The organism is Maribacter arcticus (genome assembly GCF_900167935.1).
Taxonomy (GTDB): Bacteria; Bacteroidota; Bacteroidia; order Flavobacteriales; family Flavobacteriaceae; genus Maribacter; species Maribacter arcticus.
Window position 1 is genome coordinate 375212 of record NZ_FUYL01000002.1, and the last position, 15795, is coordinate 391006.

Annotated in this window: 17 protein-coding genes and 1 tRNA gene; 8 read left to right on the top strand and 10 right to left on the bottom strand. The window is 36.3% G+C overall.

Annotated features, from left to right (window positions below; all coding sequences use genetic code 11):
* Positions 1-195 precede the first annotated feature (195 nt).
* The 5 genes from B5X55_RS04480 to B5X55_RS04505 form a co-directional block, all read right to left on the bottom strand.
* A complete protein-coding gene (locus B5X55_RS04480; protein WP_079511406.1) occupies positions 196-2409 on the bottom strand; it encodes a xanthine dehydrogenase family protein molybdopterin-binding subunit in 2214 nt (737 codons plus the stop codon).
* Positions 2410-2415: 6 nt separating this feature from the next.
* The gene (locus tag B5X55_RS04485; protein ID WP_079511407.1) at positions 2416-2883 is read right to left on the bottom strand and encodes a (2Fe-2S)-binding protein; all 468 of its coding nucleotides are present in this window, start codon (positions 2881-2883) and stop codon (positions 2416-2418) included.
* A gap of 167 nt (positions 2884-3050) precedes the next feature.
* Positions 3051-4268, bottom strand: a complete 1218-nt coding sequence (locus B5X55_RS04490; protein WP_079511408.1) for a PAS domain-containing sensor histidine kinase — start codon at positions 4266-4268, stop codon at positions 3051-3053.
* Between the two features lie 445 nt (positions 4269-4713).
* Positions 4714-4790: transfer RNA gene (locus B5X55_RS04500), tRNA-Ala, on the bottom strand.
* Between the two features lie 54 nt (positions 4791-4844).
* Positions 4845-5642 (bottom strand): universal stress protein, encoded by a 798-nt coding sequence (locus tag B5X55_RS04505; protein ID WP_079511410.1) that lies wholly within the window; start codon positions 5640-5642, stop codon positions 4845-4847.
* 53 nt (positions 5643-5695) lie between these two features.
* On the opposite strand from B5X55_RS04505, the gene B5X55_RS04510 reads away from it, so the two are divergent.
* The 8 genes from B5X55_RS04510 to B5X55_RS04545 all read left to right on the top strand — a co-directional run bounded on the left by B5X55_RS04510 (position 5696) and on the right by B5X55_RS04545 (position 11395).
* Positions 5696-6196 (top strand): GNAT family N-acetyltransferase, encoded by a 501-nt coding sequence (locus B5X55_RS04510; protein WP_079511411.1) that lies wholly within the window; start codon positions 5696-5698, stop codon positions 6194-6196.
* Between the two features lie 12 nt (positions 6197-6208).
* Positions 6209-7543, top strand: coding sequence for an MATE family efflux transporter (locus B5X55_RS04515; protein WP_079511412.1), 1335 nt, complete (start codon positions 6209-6211; stop codon positions 7541-7543).
* A gap of 21 nt (positions 7544-7564) precedes the next feature.
* Complete coding sequence (locus B5X55_RS04520) at positions 7565-8332, top strand: enoyl-CoA hydratase/isomerase family protein (protein WP_079511413.1); 768 nt, start codon at positions 7565-7567, stop codon at positions 8330-8332.
* Between the two features lie 208 nt (positions 8333-8540).
* Complete coding sequence (locus B5X55_RS04525) at positions 8541-8969, top strand: hypothetical protein (RefSeq protein WP_079511414.1); 429 nt, start codon at positions 8541-8543, stop codon at positions 8967-8969.
* 57 nt (positions 8970-9026) lie between these two features.
* Positions 9027-9476, top strand: coding sequence for a 6-pyruvoyl trahydropterin synthase family protein (locus B5X55_RS04530; protein WP_079511415.1), 450 nt, complete (start codon positions 9027-9029; stop codon positions 9474-9476).
* Positions 9477-9559: 83 nt separating this feature from the next.
* Positions 9560-10279 (top strand): endonuclease/exonuclease/phosphatase family protein, encoded by a 720-nt coding sequence (locus tag B5X55_RS04535; protein ID WP_079511416.1) that lies wholly within the window; start codon positions 9560-9562, stop codon positions 10277-10279.
* Between the two features lie 41 nt (positions 10280-10320).
* Positions 10321-10545 carry a hypothetical protein gene (locus B5X55_RS19125; RefSeq protein ID WP_262494151.1) on the top strand — a complete coding sequence of 75 codons (225 nt, stop codon included), beginning with the start codon at positions 10321-10323 and terminating at the stop codon, positions 10543-10545.
* Between the two features lie 94 nt (positions 10546-10639).
* The gene (locus B5X55_RS04545; protein WP_079511597.1) at positions 10640-11395 is read left to right on the top strand and encodes a UDP-2,3-diacylglucosamine diphosphatase; all 756 of its coding nucleotides are present in this window, start codon (positions 10640-10642) and stop codon (positions 11393-11395) included.
* Positions 11396-11611: 216 nt separating this feature from the next.
* Here B5X55_RS04545 and B5X55_RS04550 read toward each other — a convergent pair whose 3' ends face one another.
* The 5 genes from B5X55_RS04550 to B5X55_RS04570 form a co-directional block, all read right to left on the bottom strand.
* The gene (locus B5X55_RS04550; RefSeq protein ID WP_079511418.1) at positions 11612-12874 is read right to left on the bottom strand and encodes an MFS transporter; all 1263 of its coding nucleotides are present in this window, start codon (positions 12872-12874) and stop codon (positions 11612-11614) included.
* A 114-nt stretch (positions 12875-12988) separates the two neighbouring features.
* Positions 12989-13351, bottom strand: coding sequence for a hypothetical protein (locus B5X55_RS04555; RefSeq protein ID WP_079511419.1), 363 nt, complete (start codon positions 13349-13351; stop codon positions 12989-12991).
* Between the two features lie 62 nt (positions 13352-13413).
* Positions 13414-13800, bottom strand: coding sequence for a VOC family protein (locus B5X55_RS04560; RefSeq protein WP_079511420.1), 387 nt, complete (start codon positions 13798-13800; stop codon positions 13414-13416).
* Complete coding sequence (gene recJ, locus B5X55_RS04565) at positions 13797-15485, bottom strand: single-stranded-DNA-specific exonuclease RecJ (RefSeq protein WP_079511421.1); 1689 nt, start codon at positions 15483-15485, stop codon at positions 13797-13799. Before recJ ends, B5X55_RS04560 begins: the two co-directional genes overlap by 4 nt.
* A gap of 70 nt (positions 15486-15555) precedes the next feature.
* On the bottom strand, positions 15556-15792 hold the full coding sequence (locus B5X55_RS04570) for a four helix bundle protein (RefSeq protein WP_234999662.1): 237 nt from the start codon (positions 15790-15792) through the stop codon (positions 15556-15558).
* Positions 15793-15795: the final 3 nt, after the last annotated feature.

The window sequence follows — 15795 nt, forward strand, 5'->3', positions numbered from 1 at the left end:
TTTTCGTTGCTATAAAACTATGATTATTCCTACAATGACCAGAATATATGTTGTGTAATGTATTTAAACTGTTGACTAAAAAATACACCTATTCCAATACCCTAAAAAGAGTGTATTTTACCGAGAAATTAAATGGTATCTCAAATCTAGGGCAACTTTTTATTATGGTAACCTTTCCCAGTTGTATTGAGGTTACTATTTTTTATGTATTCGTATCGGCAAATCATACACTCGAGTGCCGCATGCCCTATAAACTGCATTCGCAATTGCAGCACTAGTTGGGGGCATAGGAACTTCCCCAGCACCTGATACAGGCTCGTTTGGGCGGTCAATTATAGCCACTTCTACCTCCGGAATTTCTGAATGACGTAAAATAGGATATGTTATCCAATCTGTACTGGTCACTTCATGGGGGTTGAAAGTCACCTGCTCTTTTAATGTCCAGCTAGCCGCTTGGATCATGCCGCCTTCGGTTTGATTGATGATACCATCCAAATTGATTACTTCCCCCACATCAACAGCTGCCCATAGTTTCAAAACCCGAACTTTACCATTTTCCTTATCCACAGACACATGAGCAGCAACTGCGGCATAGGCATCTGTGTTTTTGTATCTCATAAAGGCAAAGCCAATTCCCTCACCATCTTTACTTTTTAACGAAGCGGTCAATTCCATTACTTTTTTAATAACTGCAATGCCCCTATCGTCATCCAAATGTTCCAAACGAAATTCCAAGGGATCTTTTCCTGCTTTCTCCGCCAATTCATCCATAAATGACTCCACAGCAAAAATATTCGCAAAGGATCCTAAACTACGCAAAGAGGAAACTCTTAACGGGCCATCATAATAATGTGCCTTCAGCATTAAGTGCGGAATGCGGTAATATGGATCCGCGTTTCTATGACCCCCGGCTAAAAATCCTCGAGATTTCATTTGAAAAGGTTTTTCTAAATACCGGGCAGCCAATATAGTCCCCGCGTCACTATTAGGCCGTGTACTGTGCGAGTCTGTCCATACCTCTGATTTCCATGAATTTATTCTTCCATTCCTGTCCAGACTTGCCGCTAAATCAATAATCATTGCCGGGCCATAAGGATCCCAAGATTGTTCATCATGTCTGGACCATTGTACTCTCACATGTCTTTTTGGATACTCTATTGCCAAAAGTGCTGCATCGGTCGCAGCATCATCCGCTGTGCTATGGCCATAACATCCGGCCCCGGGAACACTAATTATATGGATCTTGTCAAGATCCATTTCTAGCATTGATGCTAATGCATCTCTCAAAGGATATATGCCCTGACTATGAGACCATACCTGTAATACCTCCCCATTGAACATTGCTATGGCACAAGCCGGCCCCATAGAACCATGCATAAGGTAAGGTTTGGTATAGGTAGATTTAATTATTTGCGTATGTATTGTTTCCGTTTCAAAATCACCTTCGTTCCTAATCGTCTCTGGCTTATTGGCAATCTTTTTAATACGGGTAAACAAATTTTCTGTTTCGGGAAAAGGCGCAACGGTTGTCCACTGGGTATGCTTTTTAAGGTGCTTTTCGGCCTTTATGGCTTGATATTCCCTTTGGGCAATGACCCCTACAAAACTACCTAGGACCACTATTTTAAGCACCCCGGATACCTCCGCTTTTAATCCTGACGCATTAATTTGTACTAGTTTGGATTCATATCCAGTGGGCCGAACTACCCTAGCATGCACCATATCTGGGAAACGTAAGTCCTGAATATAGGTAGCTTCCGCCTGAACCATTTTTTCAATATCCGGTCTTGGGATAGCTTTTCCAACATAACGGTATTCGGTCTTCTTTTTAAGTTGGATGGGGGTAGTTATTTCTCTTTCAAGTTGAACGCCTTCAAGAATTTCGGGGAATGTAAGGTACTTATTGCTGCCCCTTACCTTTACACGGCCATTATACAGTAAGAGTTCATCTACCTTGATGTCAAGCTTTTTACTTGCGAGTTCCAGTAGTTCCATGCGAGCCGTGGCAGCGGCATAGCGAACGGACATCGCGCTGTTTTGAATCGACGCACTAGCGCCCGTGTAACCTTCATTAGGGGTAACCCCGGTCTCCGCTAGGTGGATTTCAACCTTATCCAAATCCATATCCAGCTCTTCTGCCGCCACCTGACGGATGGCTATTCGAATACCCTGTCCTAATTCTACCTTTCCCGATAATACACGAATATTGCCATCCTCCAGTACCTGTAACCAAGCATTCACATGGTTTTCCCTTCTCATACTACCCGGAAGGGTATCATTGTATGGAACTCTTTCCGCCATTATCTGGTCTTCTTCACCCAAACAACTGCTGAACAACGTAAAACCAATACTTACATAACCTAGGTCTTTGAAAAACCTTCTTCTAGATTCACTTGGAAAATTTGTCATTCATGATTATTTAAAAGAGTTTGCAGCGATTTTGACGGCACGCACAATTCTGCTATGAGCACCACAACGGCATAAGTTTAGCTCCAAGGCTTTTTTTATCTCCAATTCGTTGGGACTTGGATTTTTGTTCAACAAACCTACAGCTGCCATCACCATACCATTTAAACAATACCCACACTGCGCGGCTTGTTCCTTCACAAAAGCCTCCTGAACCGCATGCAGTTTACCGGTAGTTCCTGTAAGACCTTCCAAAGTGGTGATTTTAGATTGCCCAATACTGGAAACAGGCAACATACATGTTGTGGTAGCACGGCCATTTATCAACACCATACACGATCCGCACTGCGCTAGGCCACACCCAAACTTAGGGCCATTGAGCTCAAGGTAATCCCTTAGGACATACAATAACGGTGTATCGGTGTCTGTATCTACGCTTTTTTGAATATTATTGATGTTCAGGTTATAGTTAGGCATAAGCAGATAGTTTGTCCCCTAATATAATTAAAGTGTTCTGAAATACGAATGGACAAAAACAAAACGTCCTTTAAAGATACATCTAGTGACATGTATGTTGTTGAATTCAACTAATGACAAAAGAGGCAATTAACGCCAAAATTTTAGAAATAAACCCAATTATTGCGCTATACAATTTTAGCGGGATTTACCATTGAATTATTCAAAGGTAACGTGAATTTGAAATCACTTCCTTTTCCTACCTGACTTTCGACCCAAATGTTCCCGCCCAGCTTTTCCACAATTTCTTTGCAAAGGAATAATCCAAAGCCAGACCCTTTTTCATTGGCCGTACCAAGAGAGGAAATATTTGAAGATATACCAAATAGCTTTTTACGTGTTTCTTCTGCTATCCCGATCCCATTATCTGAAATCGTAATTTCTACTTGATTTTGTTTTGAAGCAACGTAAACCTGTATTTTACCTCCTGGTTTTGTGAATTTGATTGCATTTGAAATAAGATTCCGTAAAATTGTTTTGAACATTTCCTCATCCAGATACATTTCAATATCATCTGATTTAACCTTCTTTAAAGTAATATCCTTAGTTTTTGCAATGGAATTTGATTGTTCCAAGACTTCATGGATCATAGATGTCAGCCCTATTTTTTTTGATGTATAATTTACCTGTCCCGTTTGCGATTTTGCCCAACGTAATAAATTATCAAGTAAGGTAAGAGCGCTTTTGGCCGTTGCATTAATCATATCCAAATACTGGTCAGCGCCTTCGACATCAACCTCCTTCGTGTTTTCAATTAAAAGTTCCGATAATGACAAAATATTAATAAATGGTCCCCTTAAATCATGACCGATTATAGAAAATAGTTTGTCTTTGGTAACATTTAGTTCTCTAAATTGAGCCTCGCTTTCCTTTAAGGCCAATTCTGCTTTTTTATAGTCGGTAATATCACGAATTACCCCAACAAGAAACTTTTCCCCATTAGAATCTATAAACCGCGACTTGCGGGTAGAAATTATTAAGGTTTCGCCTCCTCTTACGGTAAGTGACTCCTCATTTATATTTTCCAATCCATCGGAAAGGATCTGCTGATCTATTTTTAAAAAACTTTCCCGCTCCTCAGGGGAAACATCCTTGGCAAGCGTTTTGCCAATTATATTGGCCCGTGGAAGATTAAAAAGTTCACAAAAAGCATCGTTGACAATGAGTAACCTACTTTGGTCATCTTTTACAAAAACAGCATCCCCCATATTATTAAGGATAGTTTGGGTATGGTTTTCTATTTCTTCCTTGTTTTGAAATGAAGAATGTAATCGCAAAATTTCATTTTGCATCTTTAGTTCAACAATTTGTTCTTCTAATTCCTGAAGAGTCGATTTATCCCGCATTTTTAAACATCCTTTTTAACTAAATAGAAAAATATCAGTTCATTGAAAACCAAATATACCAGATAAATGTATGAATGTTATATATTTTGTTTCAATGGTAATACATTGATTTTAAGTGATGCATCATGGAAAACTGATTTTCCTAAAAATGGTTGCTTAAGTCATATTTGAAACCATGGATGCTAGTATCTATAAAAGGGTTAAATTCTTGTTCTTTTATTGATGCTCTCCTTACTACAACCATTATTAGGTATATGGTTCCGTACTACACTATAAGGTTAAAGTGCATACTTAATTTTGTTGTTTTTAAGAAAGCAGTGAGTAATCTTTGGAAAGGATCTAACTTGAATAACATCAAATTTGATGTTACCCCTATTTTGCCTGCAAAAATTGTACAAATGAAAAAAGCTTCAAAAGTCAAAAACTCTTGAAGCCCTATATAATATGGTGGAGAATACCGGATTCGAACCGGTGACCTCTTGCCTGCCAGGCAAGCGCTCTAGCCAACTGAGCTAATCCCCCGCTTTTTAGAGTGGATCAAAGGAAATACATTTTAGCATCGTATCAAAGTACTACTTAATCTTTCTTTACACTTAGCACTAATACTGGTATGGGCGCATAGAATTCAGATTTAGAAATTGTACTCTTCTCCCATAACTTCTTGAAAAAGCCACGTTTTCTTCTAAATACACATAACAAATCTGGGTGTTCTGCTTGAAAGTGCTCTAAAACACCATGGTACGTCGTTGGGTTTTCGGTAAATGTCAACTGAGAACTGATATCCATTAAAGCCGTATTTATCTTTAAGTCATCGTCTGAATATCCCGGTGTTTTCACCATTAAAAGATTCACCTTCGACTTGTGCTTATTCTTAATTTCAATTAATGGATCAAGAATTCTCTTTCTCTTAAGTATACCCGATTTAAAAGCTACCAAAATAGTACTGAATGCCTTATACGTTGTTCCTTTCGGCACTATCAATGTAGGTATATTGGTCTCTTTAATAATTGCCCCAGAGGTTTGTCCTAAATAATACTCTTCTTGAATATCATTACTTCTTGGCGCTAAAATAATTAGATCAAGACCTATTTCTTTATCAATTTCTTTTAGTCCGTCTTTTAGCTCACCATTAAAGCTTGCAATTTTTATAGATACTTGTTTTGTGTTAACTTTTCCTATAATTTCTTTCAATCGTTCTTTTCCACTGTCAGCGATTTTTTGAGTTACATTGGTTAACGTACCCGTTTTTCCGGTTACGTTGAAAACCTCCATTACATAAATTTCCGAACCAAAGGCTTCTGCAAAATCTACTGCATATTGTAATGTTTCGGTCGCATTTGTGGAGGTCCCTATTGGAACAAGAATATTCATCATGATAAAAATTGTTGATTATTACTCTAAATTTACGATTTATATAAATCGCTTTTATGATTCAACTGGCAAAGATATCTCAAATACCTGAAATATTAACCATTACCGATGCTTGTAGATTAGCCATGGAAGCAAATGGTATTCACCAATGGACAACAGAATATCCGTCTAAAAAAGCATTTGAAAATGATATTGAACGCAATGAACTTTATGTGCTTCATCAGTATAATGACATCGTAGGATGCATTGTCGTTTCGCTTTTTATGGACGAGGAGTATCGTTCGATAGACTGGTTAACAGAAAACGACAAGAATTACTACATTCATCGTTTAGGGGTACATCCTAAATATCAAGGGCAGGGCTTCGCACAACGCTTAATGGATTTCGGAGAAAACTTTGCCAGAGAAAACAATGCCCTCTCCGTGAGGTTAGATACCTTTAGCCAAAATAAGCGAAATCAGAAATTTTACGAGCAACGTGGTTATACCAGATTGGGAGATATCTTTTTTCCAAAGCAAAGCGAACATCCTTTTCATTGCTATGAACTCGTATTATAGAAACCCTATTTTTTGAAAACTTACGTTAATTTTAAATCTATAAATGCATTAGCTATACCAGCTACAATCGCAGGTATCGCAGAACCTCTGCTATCGATAACCGATACGGCTATTGTAGGTAATATACCCGTAGACGGACTAGAATCTCTCGCAGCCGCAGGTATTGTTGGTTCATTTCTTTCAATGCTTATTTGGATTCTTGGTCAAACACGAAGTGCCATATCTGCTATTATCTCACAGTATTTAGGCGCCGGTAAATTAGATGAGGTAAAAACCTTACCCGCTCAAGCCATATACTTAAATCTAGCGTTAAGCATTCTCCTTTTACTTTCTACCATTTTTGTCATTAAAGAGATTTTCGAACTACTAAATGCATCAGGAAAAATATTAGAGTATTGCATCAGCTATTACTCCATACGAGTATGGGGTTTTCCTTTAACCCTCTTTGTTTTTGCAGTTATGGGTATTTTTAGAGGTTTACAGAATACGTATTGGCCCATGGTAATTGCCATTACGGGAGCTTTACTAAATGTAGTTTTCGATTTCGCATTCGTATATGGCATTGAAGGTGTACTTGAACCTATGTATTTAGAAGGCGCAGCTTGGGCGAGTCTTCTCGCCCAAGCTGTTATGGCACTAATGGCCTTCTACCTACTCTTGACCAAGACAGATATTAGTTTAAAGCTCAAATTTCCTTTACATCCAGAATTAGGGAGATTGGTTATTATGAGCCTTAATCTTTTTGTTAGGGCAATTGCATTGAACACAGCCTTAATATTAGCAGTAAGGGAGGCGGCCGCATTAGGCGATAAATATATTGGCGCACATACCATCGCCATAAATCTTTGGCTATTTTCCGCATTTTTTATTGATGGTTATGGCGCAGCTGGCAATATTATGGGGGGTCGATTATTGGGTGAAAAAAACTATGCCGGACTGTGGTTATTGGCTAAAAAGATTACCACTTATGGACTATATGTAAGCGTTTTTATTATGGTGATGGCCACCATTTTCTACAAACCTTTGGGTAGTCTATTTTCTAACGAAAGTGTGGTACTCTCTGCATTTTACAGTATTTTTTATATCATAATTCTTGGGTTACCTACCAATAGTATCGCTTTTGTTCTAGACGGAGTGTTTAAAGGTCTTGGTGAAATGAAGTATTTACGAAATACTTTGTTGGTGGCTACTTTTTTAGGTTTTGTTCCTATACTTTTTTTGGGAAAGTATTTAAACTGGGGACTTACTGGTATTTGGCTGTCGTTTACCGTTTGGATGTTAATAAGAGGTGGTGCTTTAGTGTGGAAGTTTAGAAGAAAATTTAAACCTTTATTGCAAAATCAGTAATTTTGAATTAAACAAAATGCTATGGGTACATCAAGAAAAAATGGAAGTTTATACACTCGAATAGATGGTAAGGTAGCCCACGTAGAATTTGGCCACCCAGCAAGCAATTCGTTTGTAGCAGATTTATTGCTGCGACTTACAAATACTATAAATGAGCTATCTGAAAATGAGGGTGTATCGGTTATCCTGTTAAAATCTGAAGGTGAAAAAGCATTCTGTGCAGGCGCTTCTTTCGATGAGTTGTTAGCCGTTTCGAACTTAGAAGAGGGCAAAGCTTTTTTTAGTGGTTTTGCTCATGTCATAAACGCTATGCGTAAATGCAAGAAAGTAATTGTTGGCCGTGTACATGGTAAATCCGTTGGCGGAGGCGTTGGTCTTGCCGCTGCTTGTGACTATGTTTATTCTAATGTTGATGCATCTATTAAACTTTCTGAACTAAGCATTGGTATTGCTCCATTGGTCATAGCACCTGCTGTTCAACGAAAAATCGGCACTGCTGCATTAGCAGAATTATCACTTGCCCCTACCGAGTGGAAAAGTGCTTATTGGGCACAAGAAAAAGGCTTGTTTTCAAAAGTGTATGAATCTGTTCAGGAGATGGATAAGGAATTGGACTTCTTTATTCATAAGCTAGCAAGTTATAATGCTGATGCATTAACCGAATGGAAGAAAGTTTTGTGGGAAGGTACCGACCATTGGGATGTATTATTGACAGATCGTGCAGCCATAACGGGAAAATTAGCCCTTTCTGACTTTACGCGCAATGCCTTGTCAAAATTCAAAAAATAAACAATAACTGAAACAACCGCTCGTTTTGTTTCTAAATCATTATTATGGAATTCTTTCAATTTTTAAACGGTAACCTTGTTTTTCCAGTTCTTGCGCTATCTGTATTAGTCATCTATTTTGTAAATAAAGTACGCACAAAAAGAAAGTATAAAAGGTAAATCGTACGCATGTTTTATCGCATTATGTATCTTCAATAAAAGATGTGATTATGTTTCGATTTCTTACGATGGTATATATGGCATTTTTTATTCTAGCCTGTTCCAAGGACAATGAAAAAAGTAAAGAAAATTGTGGTGTAAATACTGTATGCACTCAAAATTATGTAACTATAGGCGTAACGATTGAAGATACTTCTAGTGTTAAAATTGTTCTTGATAGTTATAAGGTAATCGATATTACAACTAAGGAAGATTTGACCATTCCTTACAGTAGAGAAGAATTTGAAAATTACCGCGATACTGGCTATTATCCAATTTTTAGCGACGCCTATCGGGTTCAATATCAGAATTCAAAAGTGACCATTTCTTTTATTGGATACATTTCAGATAATGAAGTGGTAACAGAAGAGTTCATTGTCGGTGCAGACTGCTGCCACGTAAGCTTATTCTCTGGAAATACCAAGATTGTTTTAGATTGATTTCTTCCATATAAATCCTTTTAAAGTTTCCCTACCTTTGCCGTATAATTAAATGCTATGGGCAACATTCGTATTACCAAACAGTTCAATTTCGAAACAGGTCACGCACTTTATGGCTATGATGGAAAATGTAGAAATGTACATGGCCATAGCTATAAACTATCTGTAACGGTTATTGGACGACCAATTACGGATACTTCTCATGTAAAATTAGGAATGGTCATTGATTTCGGCGATTTAAAAAAAATCGTGAAGGAAGATATCGTAGACAAATTCGACCATGCTACTGTCTTTAACAAAAATACACCGCATGTTGAGTTGGCAAAAGAATTAACAGATAGAGGCCATAATGTAATCTTAGCTGACTACCAGCCAACAAGTGAGAATATGGTTATTGATTTTGCCGCAAAAATAAAGTCAAGACTTCCAAAAAACATTTCATTATTTTCTCTTAAACTTCAAGAAACAGATACCTCTTTTGCAGAATGGTATGCCAGTGATAATTAAGTTTATCTAAATTTAACGGCAAACATCGTTTTTATCTACAAATATTGTATTATTTTAAGGCTAATGCCCTAATATACAACAACATGGTAAATCATCATGTTTACTGGTGGAATCTTGAAAACTTGTTTGATATCGAAAATTCACCCCGTAGAAGTGAATTTTTAAATGACCATTTAGGTGTTGAACTTAAGGGATGGGATTCAGTTATTCTAGACAAAAAAATAGTCAATCTTACCTCGATAATATTCAAATTCAATAATAATAATGGTCCTGATATTTTAGGCGTCTGTGAAGTAGAAAACGAACATGTTATTAAACTTCTGATTGCTGCCATGAATATGTCACTAAACAAGAATTATGGCCTTGTAATTTCAGAAGGGGATGATAAGCGAGGTATTGACACCGCTCTAATATATGACAATGCTAAATATGTCCCTGAGCAAGATACCTTTAACCTTAGGGTTATAAAACGAAACACCACCAGAGATTTATTTCAAGTACATATAAATACTACTACAGGTAATAAGCTCATCTGTATACTAAATCACTGGCCATCTCGCTCAGGTGGTGAACTAACAAGTGAACCATTCAGAATTATGGTTGCCGAAAACCTCTCCTATTGGATTGAAAGAATATATGAGGAGCAGGGAGAAGATGCTTCTATAGTTTTAATGGGTGATTTTAACGACAATCCTTCTAACAAATCTATCACGGAGTACCTTTTATCAATAAATAATAGGGCTTTAGTGAAAAGTAATAGAGTTCGATTAAAATACTTTTATAACGTTATGCACCGGTTTTAGATACACAGATAGGTACTTTTGTATTCGGAAATGAGTATAATATACTTGACCAATTTATGATTTCAAAAAGTATTTTATTTAAAAAAACATCGTTACCCTTTAAGTTGAGCACGGTTTCTGTTATAGATTATCCTGAGCTTACTTCAGGCTCGTATAAGAAGCCGGTAAAGTTTGGCAGGCCTAATTCCTCTACTTTTAATCTAAAAGGGTATAGCGACCATCTACCCATAAAAATAATACTTATAGAAAAAGATTTAACCGCTTAAATTTATATTCAAACAGAAGCGATATCGTATTTAGAACTCTATTCCGCCGCTAAACGCAAAACAGTTTTTATATATTTACATCCTAATGACGAACATTGAACTTCCGAAAGGGAAAAAAGTATATTTTGCTAGCGACAACCACCTAGGCGCACCTACTATGAAAGAAAGTAGGCTTAGAGAATTGAAATTCGTTAGTTGGTTAGATTCTATTAAGTCTGATGCAGGTGTTATTTTTCTAATGGGCGACCTATTCGACTTTTGGTTCGAATATAAAACGGTAATTCCTAAAGGGTTTACAAGAACACTGGGCAAATTAGCGGAACTTTCTGATTCAGGAATCTCTCTTTTTTATTTTGTAGGTAATCATGACCTATGGATGAATGGCTACTTCGAGGATGAACTTAATATTCCTGTTTATCACAAACCTCAGCAATATAACATTAATGGCACTTCCTTTTTTATAGGCCATGGTGATGGGCTCGGACCTGATGATAAAGGCTATAAACGAATGAAGAAGGTATTTACCAATCCTGTTGCTAAATGGTTCTTTCGATGGTTACATCCAGATATTGGGGTACGTTTAGCCCAATACTTCTCTGTAAAGAATAAATTGATTTCTGGTGATGATGATGCCAAATATTTAGGAGATGATAAAGAATGGCTTGTTCAATACGCTCATCGTAAATTAGAGAAAAATCATTACAACCATTTTATATTTGGTCATAGACACCTTCCATTAGAGATAGAATTGAACGATACATCAAAGTATACTAATTTGGGAGATTGGGTCAATTTCTACACCTACGCAGAATTTGACGGAGAAGAACTTTCTTTAAAAGAATTTAAATAATCAATTCCTTTTTTTCTAATTCTCGTTAAAATATGTTATAATCCTTTTCTTACAACATATATTTTAGAGTTCACATCAATAGTTTTATAAAACTAGTACTTCATTATATCTTTACAGTGTTGTTAAGTTTAAATATTGATTCCCAAATCTTAAGTGTAACCTACAGTAAAAAAGAGCCCTAATTAGGGCTCTTTTTTATGATAAATATTGAAATACCTAGCTTTCATGCTCTTCAACATCTTTTTGCAAATCTAGTTTTCTAAAACCAGGTGAAACAATTGCCGTAAGACCAACAGTTAGTAAGGTCATCGTACCTCCAAATACAACTGCAGTTACCGTACCCATCAACTTAGCGGTTACTCCACTTTCAAACGCTCCTAGTTCATTAGATGAACCAACGAACATTGAGTTTACCGAAGCAACACGTCCTCGCATATTATCAGGAGTCTTTAATTGTAATATTGTTTGTCGTATAATCATAGATACACCATCAACGGCACCACTTAAAAACAATGCAATTACAGATAACCAGAAATAGGTAGATAGGCCAAAGACAATCATACAAATACCAAAACCAAATACTGCAAATAATAATTTTTTACCCGCATTTTTATGTAGCGGAAAACGAGTAGAACCTAACATTGTAATTGCCGCACCCACCGCAGGTGCCGCTCTTAATACACCGAAACCTTCTGACCCTACATGTAAAATATCTTGTGCGAAAATTGGTAATAAAGCAACAGCGCCACCAAATAATACCGCAATCATGTCTAAGGTTAATGCTCCTAATATAGCACGTGTTTTAAAAACAAAATTTAGTCCTTCTTTTAAGCTTTGAAAAACCGGTTCCCCTATTTTAGGATTTAGAATTGGCTTTTTTGAAATTTTAAAAAGGGCCGCTAAAGCTATTAATGAAAAACCAAATATGATACACATTGACCAATGTACTCCTATAAAACTAATTGAAAAACCAGCCAAAGCAGGACCAAGCACTGAAGCCAATTGCCATGTAGTACTGCTCCAAGTAGCGGCATTTGGGTATGTTTTTTTAGGAACAATTAAAGCTATTAATGAAAAAATAGTGGGACCTAAAAAGGCACGAACCAAACCACCTAAAAACACCAATGCATAAATTCCGTACAATATCACCTTTGTTTCATAGGTTTCTATAACCGAGGGCAAACTCAATATAAACAAACCGAAACTTATTACTGAAAAGCCTAAAATACATTTCATTAAAAGGTTCCGTTTTTCTTTTTGATCTACAATATGACCTGCAAATAGCGCCATACTCACGGCTGGTATAACTTCCATTAAACCAATAATACCTAATGACAAAGGGTCTTTAGTCATAGAATACACTTGCCATTCTATGACAATAAACTGCATTGACCAAGCAAATACCATTGCAAAGCGAACTAAAAGAAAAATATTGAATTCCTTATATCTTAAGGCTGCATAAGGGTCATTTACGTTCATATGTAAATAGCTAAATAAAGGGCAAAGATATTTAATAAATAACCTGCCGTTTCATGATAGTGAAACTTATTGTTGCTTTATAAAAATTAAAAAGTGCTATGTAATTTTCATCACTTAATCAATCCCCATTTCATCAAAAAAAGAATCTAACTGTAATTTAAACAGTGTACCCTTTATTAAATCTTTAATTTCTACTACTTCTTGAAAACTTACTGCAAAGGTTATTTGATGCGCTGGCGAATTTAAAAGCAATGATCTACATTCCCCTTTTACTTTACAGTCTTCACATAAATTACCCTTACCACTCTGCAAAGTTTCATTTATGCATTTTGAAAAATATTGAATCTCGGTAGGTGTTAGCAACAATCCAATATCTCTAAAAATCAATTGAACTTTATTAGTTTTTTGGGTCTTATCTTGTTTCCACTGAAACGCTATACCAAAGTCATTTTGATAAATAGGACTAATCTCATTCATAACTATCTAACTATTTCATATAAATATATGAATCTTATTTAGAATAATTATAAATAGCGTGTTTAAATTGTGATTTCTATTTGATTACCTTCTGGGTCTAGAATAACACTTTCGTAATACCCATCACCCGTTGTTCTTGGTTCACCTGAAATGGTGTACCCTTTGAATCTTAATTGCTCAGTCAAAGAATTTACCTTTTCTATTGTTCCTACTGAAATAGCCATATGAACATAACCTGTAGATATTACTTCAGAATTGGAAGGTGTATTTATGGATGGTTTATGCATGATTTCTAACCTTGCCCCTTCTTTAAAACTTAAAAAATAAGATGAAAACTTCTTTATAGGATTAACATATTTTTCCCCTGAAACTGCATTAAAATAAGTTTCATAAAAAGACCGCATTATTTCTAAATCGATAACCCAAATAGCAATATGCTCTATCTTCATTTTATATCCTTTAGTTTTAGTTGAAGACTTACATTTCCCTGCCATTCGTTCTCATCAAGTGAAAAAACTGCACTAAATGATTTTCTACTCGTCACTAAAGATAGTTTTTCGCCCATATTAAAACCGATACCATCAATTTTATAGCTGTCTTGCTGTACCACAGAAATTTTTAAATGTGCGGCATTTGCGCCCACCCCTTTGGCATAGCCAGTATCTTTTATATTTTCAGCCATAAATACAGGCGACATATTACCAGGACCAAATGGTGCGAACTGCTTTAATATTCGCATTAACTTAGGGGTAATATCTTTTAATTCTATTTCCGTATCAATAGTGATCTCAGGTATAAGTAATTGTGGGTCTATGCTTTCTTTGACCACCTTCTCAAACTGATGCTTGAAATTTAGATACTGCTCTTCAAGCATAGTAAGACCAGCTGCATATTTATGTCCTCCAAACTGTTCTATGTAATCAGCGCATCCTTCTAAAGCGTTATACACATCAAAACCTTTTACAGAACGAGCCGATGCTGCCAATTTTTTTCCGCTTTTTGTAAAAACCAATGTAGGTCTATAATATGTTTCAATAAGCCTAGATGCTACAATACCTATTACCCCTTTATGCCAAGTATCTTTATAAACAACAGTAGTGAAGCCTTCTTCTTCATCATTTTCTTGAATCTGAACCAATGCTTCTTGTGTAATTTCTTGATCTAGCCCTCTTCTATCAGTGTTGAATTTTTCTATTTCTGAAGCGAATTTCATCGCTTGGTCCATACTAGTTTCTGTCAATAAATTTACCGCATGTTGACCATGTTTCATTCTACCTGCAGCATTAATTCTAGGCGCAATTATAAATACAACGTCTGTAATAGTAAGCTCCTTTTTATTAAGCTGATCTATGATTGCCTTAAAACCGATTCTAGGTTGTTGATTGATAACCTGTAGGCCATAATAAGCCAGAATTCGATTCTCCCCGGTTATTGGAACTATATCCGCTCCAATTGCAGTAGCCACTAAATCAAGGTAATACACTAAATCATCAATTGTTTCACCTCGGCGTGAGCCTAATGCTTGAATTAGCTTAAAACCGACACCGCAACCACATAATTCATCGTAAGGATATGAACAATCTTCACGTTTAGGGTCTAAAACAGCTACAGCATTGGGTAATATTGTACCAGGTCTATGGTGGTCACAAATAATAAAATCGATATCCTTTTCTTTTGCATAGGCAACCTTATCAATAGCCTTAACTCCACAGTCTAAAGCCACAATCAATGAGAATCCATTATCCTCGGCAAAATCTATTCCTTTAAAGGAAACCCCATAACCCTCATCATAACGATCTGGAATATAAGTAGCTACATTAGGGTAATAACTTAAAAGGTATGACGACAACAAGGCAACTGCGGTAGTACCATCAACATCATAATCACCAAAAACCAAAATATTTTCACCATTATCGATGGCTTCTTCAATTCTCTTTACGGCAATATCCATATCCTTCATTAAAAAAGGATCATGAAGCTCGCTTAACTGTGGTCTAAAGAATGATTTTGCCCCTTCGAACGTTGTAATTCCACGTTGCAAAAGCAGTTGCGCTACCAAATCATCTACCTGAAGTGCATTGGCCAGAACGTCAATGTCTTCTTGCTTAGGTTTAGGTTTTATTGTCCAACGCATGAGTTTTTACTATTCAAGTGTCAAGTTCAAAAATCAAGTTCAAAATCAAGAAAGAACTCAACCTCAAACTTTACTTTTTGTTTTTGATAATTGTTGCTATAATTCTAATTAATTGTTCCAATTCATCTAATAATTCAACTCTTCTTGAAGCATTACCATAATCGACTTTAGATAATATTTTAAGATTAACCCTTGACTCCTTAAACTCCTTTAAAGATATGGAAGCCTTATTTATATAATCCTTATCCGTATTTGCTCCTTGTGCTTCGCCAAAATTCAAAGCTGAGCTACCTGTAGAGCGTAACAATTG